The 10,767-nt window shown below is 60.1% G+C and carries 4 protein-coding genes and 1 pseudogene; all 5 read right to left on the bottom strand.

Going from position 1 to position 10,767, the window contains the following annotated elements; all coding sequences use genetic code 11:
- Window positions 1-174: 174 nt before the first annotated feature.
- Window positions 175-1,212 carry a LysR family transcriptional regulator gene (locus ACRQFC_RS09055; protein WP_284897460.1) on the bottom strand — a complete coding sequence of 346 codons (1,038 nt, stop codon included), beginning with the start codon at window positions 1,210-1,212 and terminating at the stop codon, window positions 175-177.
- Between the two features lie 61 nt (window positions 1,213-1,273).
- Window positions 1,274-4,447, bottom strand: coding sequence for an Ig-like domain-containing protein (locus ACRQFC_RS09050; RefSeq protein ID WP_284897462.1), 3,174 nt, complete (start codon window positions 4,445-4,447; stop codon window positions 1,274-1,276).
- A 1,188-nt stretch (window positions 4,448-5,635) separates the two neighbouring features.
- A pseudogene (locus ACRQFC_RS09245) lies at window positions 5,636-5,941 on the bottom strand (hypothetical protein); the annotation flags it as partial.
- Between the two features lie 410 nt (window positions 5,942-6,351).
- The gene (locus tag ACRQFC_RS09040) at window positions 6,352-8,103 is read right to left on the bottom strand and encodes an ABC transporter ATP-binding protein (RefSeq protein ID WP_284897465.1); all 1,752 of its coding nucleotides are present in this window, start codon (window positions 8,101-8,103) and stop codon (window positions 6,352-6,354) included.
- Window positions 8,100-10,037 carry an ABC transporter transmembrane domain-containing protein gene (locus ACRQFC_RS09035; RefSeq protein WP_284897467.1) on the bottom strand — a complete coding sequence of 646 codons (1,938 nt, stop codon included), beginning with the start codon at window positions 10,035-10,037 and terminating at the stop codon, window positions 8,100-8,102. The genes ACRQFC_RS09040 and ACRQFC_RS09035 overlap by 4 nt, the downstream gene beginning before the upstream one ends.
- Window positions 10,038-10,767 lie beyond the last annotated feature (730 nt).

The following is a 10,767-nucleotide window of genomic DNA, read 5'->3' as shown; positions in this document are numbered from 1 at the left end:
AGATGTCCGTGGCCTACCCTGACCGGTTTAATAAGTATTTATAAACAATGCTCACACACAAACAACTTGACACACTCTGGTGGGATTCTGCACCCATTCAGCGTATACAGCAGGAGCCGCCCGCGTAGCGAACGGCCCCAGATACTCCTTCAACATCGTGGTTGATGAGTAATGTCAATCTACCATGCGAAAGGCTTCCCGGGCTGTTTCCACGAACACCTCACCAGCCCGCCCAAGCCGTGCCTGCTTGCTCCACGCCAACACACACCGCAAACCAACCAGCCAATCGAGCGGCACAAACACCAAACCAGAAGCACCACCAGAATTCGCTGCCCCGATCATGCCCGCGTTCTCCGCAACGGCATTCTCCAAGACAATAGCCTCACCAACCCCGGCCTCAACCAGGTGGCAAGCCACCCGCCCAGACCCATACCGGCCCACCACATCCAACTGGTTTTCCTTATCCAACCAATACCCAAGCTCCCGGCTACCCTCATGCGGCAATACCAACGCCCGCTTCGTAATATCCGCACGCCGCACTGCTTCTCTGCCCGCCAGATCACTACCAGCCCTCACGAGTAGTCCCCACCGGTCCTCACCCGGCAAGCTCAGTGTCTCCCAAGACTCACACTCCCACGAGGCATCCAACACCGCGAAAGACGCCCCACCCTCACTGAGCATGCGAGCCGCTTGCTCCCGCCCACACGCCACTACCTCGAAACTAATCCCCGGATACTCCTGCCGCACCCGCCCCATCACAGTTGCGAGACTCTCCAGGGCAGCGGACTCGCGTCCCACAATCACGATCCGCCCGCGTGGGTCATCCACCGCCCCTCGTATCTCGCTCACGGTTTTATCCACCAACCCAAGAATCTGGATAGAACGCTCCACCAGATGCCAACCCGCGGGCGTGAGCTCGCTACCCCGCCCGGCTCTTTGGGTGAGCCGATAGCCTACTTCTTCTTCTAACAACTGGATACGCTTCACAACCGCCGCGGTGGTACACCCACACTGGCGGGCTACCGCGTCCATCGTCCCAAGCCTCGAATACGATACGAGGGTTTCTAATAACTCAAGCCTCACCACAACACCCCAACGCAACGAAAAAATGCACACCCAGCGCAATACGAATTGCACGCCTAGCGCCACCACAACTGCACGGCTGGCGCAATGAAAATAAATGGGGGTGGTAGGTAAACCAGTTTCGTACATTCACCTACCACCCCCAGCCCCTACACACTGGCGGGGCTAGCCGATATGGCTCTTATTTTGTTTAGTTACGACGACGCCGCCAGGCCATCAGCCCACCAGCCAACATGAACACTGCCGCTAGGCCAGCCATGCCCGTCGTAGTCGCACCAGTCACGGGCAGGTTCTTCGCGCTGGTCTTGAGTTTCCCGATCTTCACGGTAAACGAATCCAAGGCCTTACCCTTACCGTCATTAACCGTGATGGTGATCTTCTCACCAGGCTTCGCGTCTTCATTCGGGGTGACAGTGATACTGCCATCCGGATTGAGTGTTGCTGTTCCCGGGCCGTTCACCGTCACCGTGGTGCCACCAGGTACGTCACCGCCCTTGTTGGGTACGGTGATCTTCTTACCAGGCCCAGTGATCGAGTCGTCCCAGTCCGGGCCGGGTGCCGGCTCCGTAATCGTCACGGTGATGTTATCGAGGGGGTTGCCTACCTTATCAACAACCTTGACCGTGATCGTCTCACCAGGCTTGGCGCTCTCACCCGGGGTAACCGTGATAGACCCGTCAGGGTTCAACACCGCAGTACCAGGACCGTTTACTTCGGTCGTGGTCCCCTCAGGTACCTCGCCCTTCTTCTTTTCAACGGTTACCGGGGTGCCCGGGGTCGTGGTCGTATCATCCCAATCCGGTGTATCAATCACCTTCACCGGTACAGTAACCACCGGCTTATCAGGGGTGGGGTATTTCGGTGTCACCTCGACAGGCGGAGTCAACAGACCGGGAGTCTTGCCCTCAGGGATAGTGATGGTGACCTTGCAATCCTTATCCACCGTAATGGTCACTCCGTCAGCGCGCGTGATAGGACCGGTGGGTTCACATTGGGCAGGGTTATCGGGCCCGTTGATCGGATCAATAGTCACGCTCCCGTTCGGGGGAACCGGAGTCGGATCCGGATAGACCGGGACACCGGTACCAGCCATACAGACCTTTACCTCGTCCTCGTTCATATCCCGAACCTGAGACTCGGTCTTAGTAGTAGCGTTCTCCGGATCAAGCACCCACTTCTTCGAGACACTGTCCCACTTATAAGGCGTGGTTGTCACAGTCCGGGTTTGGGTGACTTTGCGGGTAGCGCAGTCTTTCGCACCGTCCTCAGCCGAGTCAGTCCATTCGGTTTCTTCAACCTTGAGGCCGGGGTTCACGGTGCATTCTTGCAACTCACTATCTGTCATATCCCGAGTTTGAGTCTCAGTCGTAGTCACGGCCTTCTCAGTATCCGCCACCCACTTCTTGGTAGCCGCATCCCACTTATAGGGAGTCGTCGTCACGCTGCGAGACTGCTTGACCTTACCGGTCTGACAGTCCTTAGCGCCCTCATCAGTCGAGTCAACCCACTCCGTGGTCTTTACATCGTCGGCGGGTGCAGGCGTGCAGACCTGCAGCTCGCTATCTGTCATATCCCGAACCTGGGTCTCAGTCGTGGTCACGGCCTTGTCAGTATCCGCCACCCACTTCTTGCTAGTGGCATCCCACTTATAGGGCGTGGTCGTCACGCTACGTGACTGCTTGACCTTACCGGTCTGGCAATCCTTAGCACCCTCATCAGTCGAATCCACCCACTCCGTGTTGTCGATCTTGTCGGCGGGCTTGGGGGTACAGACTTGCAGCTCAGCGTCGGTCATGTCACGAGTCTGGGTCTCAGTTACAGTTACTGAGTTTTCGGTGTCCAGCACATACTCATGAGCCACGGTGTCCCACTTATAGGGGGTTGTGGTCTTCGAGCGAGTCTGAGTCACCTTACCGGTAGCGCAATCCTTCGCATCCTCCTCAGTACTGTCTACCCATTCGGTGGTATCGATCTTGTCGGCGGGGCGAATCGCACACGCCATGAGTTCCGTGTCTGTCATGGGGCGGGTTTGAGTCTCAGACTCAACCTTCACCTTATCCGCATCCAAAACCCACGTCTTAGAGACGGTATCCCACTTATACGGGGTTGTGGTCTTACTGCGAGTCTGCGTGACGGTCTTAGCAGCACAGTTCTTCGCGTCCGCGCCATCTTGATCCACCCACTCGGCTGTCTTCACGTCATCGGCGGGCTTGGGGGTACAAACCTGAAGCTCACTATCGGTCATAGCACGAGTCTGAGTCTCAGTCTTCGTGGTCGCGTGATCCGGGTCAGCAACCCATTGCTTTCCGGCCGGGTCCCACTTGTGCGGGGTCGTGGTCACGGTGCGAGTTTGGGTTACCTGCTTCGTGTCACAATCCTTGGCGGAAGCATCGGTTGCATCCTCCCACGCGCCCTCGGTCACTGTATCTGCCGGGGCGGGTGTACGGACATACACCGAGAGCGGGGTAGCCTCAGTGAAATCAACCTTGCCGTCCCCGGCCGTGGTGAAGACACCCGCGGTGAACGACGTATTCACGTCACCAACCGTGTTGGCGGTAACGCTCACGGGCAGAGTACCGGTCGCAGTAGATGCCAGATCACCGGTAGAAACCTTTACAGCCGTCACAGTCGCGGGATCTGCCGGGCAGTCCGACCACGAGAGAGTCTTACCGGATTTATCAGCCGCAAGAGCGGTTGTTACTTCGGTGCGATCTTGAGTCGTGCATTGCACTGACGCGTCGTCGGACGGGGTACCTACGGATGCGAGGACTACGTTCTCGGGCACTGACCACACAAGCTCGCCCGTGGCATTACCGGTGGTGGCGTTACCCCACGCAAGCGTGAACGGAATCGCCGCCGTCCCGTTCTCCAACGTCACTGTGTTTTCCGGAGCGCTGGTAGAGACGGACGCGGTGGCCTGCTCAACCAGACCGGTGGTGAACGAGATGCTCTTAGAACGGCGTACCTCGCTCAGTGGCTGCTGAGGAGAGTCCAGGATAACCTTCGTGGTCCCGGTTTGCGGTGACTTAGCCATGACCTGGGCCTGCACTACATAGTTCGGGTTACCATCCACCACGGGGAAGGTGACAGTATCCCCAGGAATACCGCAATTCTCCCGATCCACATCACCCGTGGCTGGGGTTAGTTCCCCGGTGCCGGGGTTGGTGACTTTCAAACACGCCGGAAGCGTAGCCGTGACCGTGCCTTCGTTTAGGCCGTCTTTAGCGGTGAAACCAAGATTCAGGTTACGGACCTGACCAAACAAACCATCCGCCTTATCCCAGGCCGGATTCAAACCAAAGGTTCCATCAACAGCAGTGAAATACGAGTTTGAACGGAACACGCGCTCGGTTCCGTCAAGCACAATAATATGTTTGACCGGGATTCGCGCTCCAACCTGGGTTGTATAAGTGGTGGGGCGATGTACCGCAGCGGTAAAGCTCCAACTTTGATCGGCTTTTGCCTTATCTGTTACACGAACGCGAACAGCCTTTACCGTGGACATGTCACCCGCATCAGTGCTCCACCCCGGCGCACTATCCCCATACGCGCCACAGGTAAAAGACTCCGAAAGTGAATCATCGTCACCACGGTAATACTCAAAGCTCTCCGCTAATTTATTACCGCTTCCATCATTCAAGTTAAATGCTGTGCCCTGACCGTGGGGCGCAAATTGGAGTTGCTGGGGATTAGCAGCGAAACATGCGGTTACACCCTTGCCTTGGTGCACCCCAAGCACATGCCATCGCGACCATATAAACGCTTTCTTTTCTTCACCTAAAGCAAGGCTTTCTCCTGGAGAAAACCTGTCTACACTCGGATAGAAAGAGATAGGATCGCGACCAACAGATGGCTTATTAGGATCGATGATTCCTTGAGAATACGCCGCTGATTCCATCGCGTATTCTTCGTTATTCAGGGTTTTAGCAACGATGCTAGCTTCACCCCACTCGATAGTCCGCTGAGTAGCAGCCGCCGCAACGGGAATATTAATATTAATGCGAACTTGAGATATTTCGGTTCGGCCCAGACCCCACTGCCCACCAGTATTCTCACGGGTCGGCCACGATGATGCGGTAAGATCAGCCCCGGTTACATCAAAAGAAAAAATACCATCACGATACGTACCGTTAGTGCACTGACCCGAGTTTCTAAATGAGTTGTCTTCACTAACCTTCGGGTCGTTTCTCAAATAGTTGTATGGCCAAAATGGTGAATGCGATTCGTTTGAGCAATTGACGATAGAGCCTTCCGGTAGTTTCACCGGGATGCTCACTCGATAGTCACCACTGAGTGCTTCAAGACCTTTATTCAACCCCTGAGAGGGGCGAGGAGCATTAATAGAAACGCCCATTGAGCCCCAAATTAGCCCATCTACCTGCTCATACTGCACAGAGTGAATAGGGGTATGGGTTACGGTGAAGTCTGGTTTTGCCGACACCTTTGTCGACACCGTATTCGAGGTAACACCACCAGCCGTGAACTGGAGCGGGATCACCGAGTCATTCGCGGCCCGGCGCACAAACACCTTCACCGCCGACTTCACCGACTGCCCAGCCGTACCCGACAGCTCACAGCGAAGCGTGTTCTTATTCTGGTACGTCAAATCATTCTTGATCGCGCTGCCCGCGTTCTTACAGAAAGAATCAGAACCCGGAGCAAACTCCACACCAGCAGGCAAGTCCGCCTCAAGCGTATAGTCACCATCCTCGGTGACCTGCCAGGACACCTCATAATCAACAGTATCCAGCGAACGCACAACCCCATTCTTCGGGCCGGTATCTTTACCAGGGCCTGCTTCTTGGCTGAAGTCAGGGGTACCATCAGCCACAACCGCGACCACAAGGTCCTTCACCATATGCTCGGCCGCAAAGCTATAAGACGCTACCCCCCCCCGTCACAACAGCGAGCGCAGCAACAGACGCCGCAACCCGTTTCCCAATCTTGAACATCAAGACAAACCTTTCCACAAGTACCAAGCACCAAGCTTGATTAGAATCCAACCAACACCAAGAAAACCGCGAAAAACCAAGCCCTCCCGGCAATCCCTATCTGTTGGCGCGTGAAACAACCACCATCCAGTGGCCTTCAAACACATACCTTAACCGATTTCCTTGCATATTTGTTAAGAGAAAGACACCACTATTCACCCGCCACCCCGCACCCAACCGCCAGATCACCTACTCACAAGCCACTGACCTGCATCTTTACACATTTCATATGCGCATAATGGCTCCCGGAACGCACTCGCGCCTCACCCTTTCATCCTCACACCTCCGGCGCATCCACCGCCTGCCACATCTCCCACAGCCGGGCGTATTCCCCGCCGCGTTCGACCAGCTCATCGTGGCTGCCCAGCTCGGCAACCCGGCCGTCGATCATCACGGCCACCCGGTCCGCTGCATGGGCGCTATACAGGCGGTGCGCGATGGAAATAACGGTGCGCCCTTCCAGCACCCGCGCCAGGGCGCGCTCCGCCGAGCGCGCCGCATTCGGATCCAGCATCGCGGTGGCCTCGTCCAAAATAAGGATCTGCGGGTCCAGCACAATAATGCGGGCCAGCGCCAACTGCTGGGCCTGCGCGGGCGAAAGCTCGCGCGCCCCGCCCGCCAACCGCTCTTCCAAAGGCAGATCCAATTCCACCGCCGCGAGCGCGGCCCGCATCTCCGCCTCGCTGGCATCGGCGCGGGCCATGCGCAGGTTATCGGCCACCGTTCCCACGAACACATGGTGCTCCTGCGTGACCAGCGATACCGTGGCATGTAGGTGATCCTCCCGAATCCGGGAAGCATCCGCCCCGCCGATCCGCACCGCGCCCGATTCGGGCCGGTTGATTCCGGCAATCAGCCGGGCCAGCGTGGATTTCCCGGCCCCGGACGGCCCCACAATCGCCAGGTGCTCACCGCTGCGCACCTCCAGATCAACGCCCTTGAGCGCGTAGGCGCGTGGCTCGCTAGGCCCGGCGTCGTCGTTAATAGTGCGGCCGTAACGGAAACGCACGCCGCGCAATTCCACATCGGTTCCACGCGGCACGTCGGGGCGCGACTCCGGCGGCACCGTATCCACCCCGAAAATGCGGGCGAAGGACACCAGGGAATACTGGAGTTCGGTGATGAACCAGCCGAGTTCTTCGAGCGGGCCGGCCAGTTGGATCGCGAGCATCGTGACCGTGATGACCTGGCCGAGGGTCGCGGCGCCGCGCGGGATGAGCAGCGCGCCTACCAGCGGCGTGACCAGGACCGGCAGCCACACGGACAGCGCCACGCCGGCGCGGAACAGCCACACGATTCCCGCGCCGTACGTTTCCACGCGCACGTGTTCCTCGATGAAGGTGCCCAGGCGCCCGAGGCGCACCCGCCCCAGATTGAGGGCGTCGACGGTGGTTTTTTGGGTGACGGTTTCGGAAACCGAGCCGGCAAATGCCGCGCGCACCGCGCTCCCCGACTGGAAAACCGGGACGATACGGCGCAGGAACCAGCGCACCACCGCGGTGACCAGCGCCGTGAGGAACAGCGTCCAGCCGAGGGCCGGGGCCGCCAGCAGCGCCGCACCCAGCGAGACGCACACGGTGGTCACCAGCACCACGAGACTGGAAATTCCGCGTTGGATGAAGAATTGCACGCGGGTGATATCGTCCGTGGTGCGGCCGAGGAGGTCGCCGGAGCCGGCGCTTTCCACCAGGTCAAGGGGCAAGTGGGTGATACCGTGCACCACGCCGTCGCGCAGCTGGGCGAAAACCCGGTTGCCAAAGTATTCCGCGCGCAGATCCGCGAGGAACGTGAACAGCGTGTGGACCGCGACCGCCCCGAGCATGAGCGCGATGAGCGTGGCCGCGCGGGCGGCGGCTTCCGGGTGGCCGGCGATGTCGATAGCGCGGCCGATCACGATGGGCGAAATAACGGCCGCGATGGCCGCCACCAATTGCAGCCCGACGACCAGGCTGAATTCGCCCAGGCGCCCGCGGACAATGCGCGCCAGGGCACGCACGGAAAAACGGCGGGATGCGATGGGAAGGATCATGCCGGCTCCTCTCCGGGTTGCGGTTCTTCTCCGGTTTCCCGCACCACGATGCGGCGGTAGTCCGGGTGGTCGAGTAGGTGCGCGTGCGTGCCGCGCGCGATTTCTTTGCCGTCGCGAATAAGAACGACGACGTCAGCTGCCCCCAGCACCAGCGGGGATGCCGAGACAACCACGGTGGTGCGCCCCTTCCTGGCCTGGGCCAAGGCAGCGGTGATACGGGCCTCGGTGTGGGAATCCACCGCGGAGGTGGGGTCCACGAGGATGGCGATCTCCGGGTCGGAGGCCAGCAGCCGGGCCAGCACCAGGCGCTGGCGCTGGCCACCCGAAACATTGCGGCCGCGCTCGGTCACGGTGCCGTCCAGGCCGCCCAGCGACTCCACGGCGTCGCGGGCCTGGGCGGCGGCCAGCGCTCGGTTGAGCTGGTCATCGGCGCTGGTATCCGCCGGGGCGTGCTGGTGGCCGGCCTGTCCGCTCGAATAATCCTCGAACAGCTGGGGCAGGGTGCGGGCCGGAACAGCCGGAGCGTGCTCGCCCTGGAGATTCTCACGCAGGGTGCCGGCGAAAAGATCGGCGACCGGACCGGAGTAGCGGATGTGGGCGCGGAGTTCGTCCAGCGGGATATCCGCGGCGCGGGCTTCGCCCGGAGCGGGCGCCCCGCCCGGCTCGCCGTTAGGTGGCGGGGCAGGCCAGCGCAGGCGGATGGCGGCGTCGTCGTTCATACGCGCGAGCCGCGCCGCAATCGCGGTGCCCTCCTCCACGTTCGCACCCACCACGGCCGTGAAGCGCCCGGCTTCGATGTGCAAGTCCGCCGCGGCGTCGTACAGCGAAACCGCGCGCCAGTCCGGCGGAATCACAGTGCCGGTATCGGGCAGCAGCGGTTCGGCCGCGAGCGCGCGCGTGATTTTTTTGGCGCTGACCCAGGCCGCGACCGCGCTGGTCGCGAAGCTGGAGAACATGATGATGGGCATGGAGAGGATGGCGCAATAGCCGGCGAACGCGAAGAGTTCGCCGGCGGTGAGGTGCCCGCTAAGTAGCATGCTCACGCCCACCGTCACGATGACCGCCTGGAAAATAAGCGGGCCGCCGTTGGTCACGGTGGACATGAGGGCACGCGACGGGGCGGCGTCGAAACCGGCCTTTTTGACCGCTTCCGATTGTTCGCGGTAGCGCGCATTGTAGTAATCTTCTCCGCCGACGCCGCGCATCACCCGCAGCCCGACCACGCCGTCCGTGGCCAATGTGGTGAGTTTGCCCTGTTCCTCGCGCAGCGGCTCGCGCCATTTGGCCATGACGCGGGAAATCCAGGAGACAACCGCCATCACCAGCGGCAGGCCGATAATCACCGCGAGGCCAAGCGGCACACTCATCCGCATCATGAGCACCGCCACCAGCGCGAAGGACAGCAGCGAGGCCAGGGTGGACGGGGTGTTGATGAGCATGGCCCCGACCATGTAGGTATCCGAGTTGAGCACGGAGACGACGTCGCCGGTTTGCATCTCCAGATCAGTGCGGCGCGGGAAAAGCCGGGCGGCGAGGGTGCGCTGCGGATGGATCATCGCCCGCATCCACAGCACGTTCTCGGGGATTTCCGTGCAGAGCGTGAGGGCAAGAATAAGAGTGGCGACGACGAAGGCCCCTGCCGGAGCGAGGAGCTCGGCGGTGATGCCGTGCTCCAGCCCGGAATCTAGCATTTTCCCAACGAAGTGAATTTGGGCCACGCTGGCCACCGAGGTCAGGCAGGCGATCAGCGTGGTCAGCGCGATCAGCCCGGCGTTTTCGCGGGTAATGGCGAGGAGGAACGCGAGGGGCCGATTCGGGTAGGCGTGGATGTGTTCCTCGGAGAAGCGCAGCGAGCACGGGCGGAAGGCAGCGAAGCGGGAGATATGCGGGGTGGGTTTTGGGTGCGTGGCGGACGCGGCCGAGGGCTGGGTCATGGGATTCCTCAAGATGCTGTGGTTCGAATATTCCGTGGAGCTGGATCAGGATCCGGAGCTGAGCTAGAGCCGGTTCTGAACTGGCGGTGCACCGAGCTTAGGCGGAGCTGATCGGGAGCGGAGCACGCGAAAATTGCGGGGGTACGCGGAGTGAGCGCGAGTGCGCCAATGTACCTACCGGTGAGTGCTGCGTGCGTGACCTGGCGTGACTGCCGCGCTTCAACGCGAGGCGCCACGCCGATCTACAGGAATAGTTGAATGCCCATGGGTGGAATCGTAGCACAGAAATTCCGGGCGCCGAGCGCCCCGTAAGCCATGCGTTTCGCGAGTTGAGCGAGCGCCGGGTGCCCTATAGGCCCCTATAACTCGAACCTCAGGATTCACACCAGTCCCTGGGGAGGAGGCATGTGTTGTCAGAGCTGTACTTCGCTTGTACAACATCCGCAGTACACTCCGGAAAACACACCACCCGCCCCGCCGGCCGCGGTGCGACGATGCCCCAGCGGGGCAACAAAACGTGCATTCTGAACCGTACCGGCCACAGAATGTACGTCCCTGACAATAAAACAGGAAAAACTGTCACCCACGTACACTTTGTTCGCGATGAAGGCTCGTCACCAAGTCAAGGGCAAACATAGTGCAAATTCCGGACGGTCGGGGCTGCGGACTGTTTATTGGACATTATCGCTTAAAACCGCTTGACGATGTTCCACAATCGTTAAACCATCGA

Source organism: Actinotignum inguinis, from assembly GCF_051265835.1.
GTDB classification, from domain to species: Bacteria; Actinomycetota; Actinomycetes; order Actinomycetales; family Actinomycetaceae; genus Actinotignum; species Actinotignum timonense.
This window is presented reverse-complemented; position numbering and strand designations above follow the sequence as displayed.